At 65.7% G+C, this 705-nt stretch carries 1 protein-coding gene; it reads right to left on the bottom strand.

All coding sequences use genetic code 11. The annotated features are described in order from the left end of the window. Positions 1-545 (bottom strand): chlorinating enzyme (locus RNB18_RS50740; RefSeq protein WP_311720895.1); only part of this gene is annotated, 545 nt, incomplete at its 3' end. Between the last annotated feature and the right edge of the window lie 160 nt (positions 546-705).

Here is a 705-nt window from a genome sequence, read left to right as displayed (position 1 = left end):
GACATGCCGAGGGACTCGTCGTAGTTCATCACCCGGTGCGTGCCCGGCATGAGCTGGAGGCAGCCGCTCTCCTTGGTGGAGTGGGTGAACGCGGTCCACGCGGTGATCGTGCCGCCGAAGGCGGGCGCGTCGTTCTCCGCGGGCCACCTGATCTGGGGGCGGCCGCTGGAGTGGGCGAACGTCGCCGCCTGGTGCCAGTCCGTCCCCTCGTCCCCCTGGTACTTCGGGAAGAACTCGGTGCGCCAGCAGAGCAGGTCCGGGCCGAGGATGGAGGCGACCCGCTCGACGATGGCCCGCTGCATGATGTGCTCGCTGAGCAGATCGATGTCGAGGTGCCGGTCGTAGTTGGAGAGGTTGGTCACCGCGCCCAGCGCGTCCTCCGGGTAGATCGCCCGCGACCGGTCCGGAATGGCCCGGCGTATCTGGTTCCAGCGCCTCTCCATCTCCTCCGGTTCATATACCTTGATCGGCCCGATGAATCCCTGCTCCTCGAACGTGGCGAGCTCTTCGGGGGTCAGTCGGAAATCGGAAATGCGGTCATTCACGGCTACTCCAGCCTCTAGTTCTCGATGCGGGGTGAACGGATTACGCGGTCGGCTCTCCGGCGATCCGCGCATGCAGTTCCGCGATCGCGCTCCCGAGCGGCTCCTCGAACAGGACTTTCACATCCAGTTCATGACCGAAGTGCTGCTGGACGCGGGTGTT

Source organism: Streptomyces doebereineriae, assembly GCF_031845645.1.
Taxonomy (GTDB): Bacteria; Actinomycetota; Actinomycetes; order Streptomycetales; family Streptomycetaceae; genus Streptomyces; species Streptomyces canus.
The sequence above is the reverse complement of the archived record's forward strand: the minus strand, read 5'-3'. Positions and strand labels throughout refer to the sequence as shown.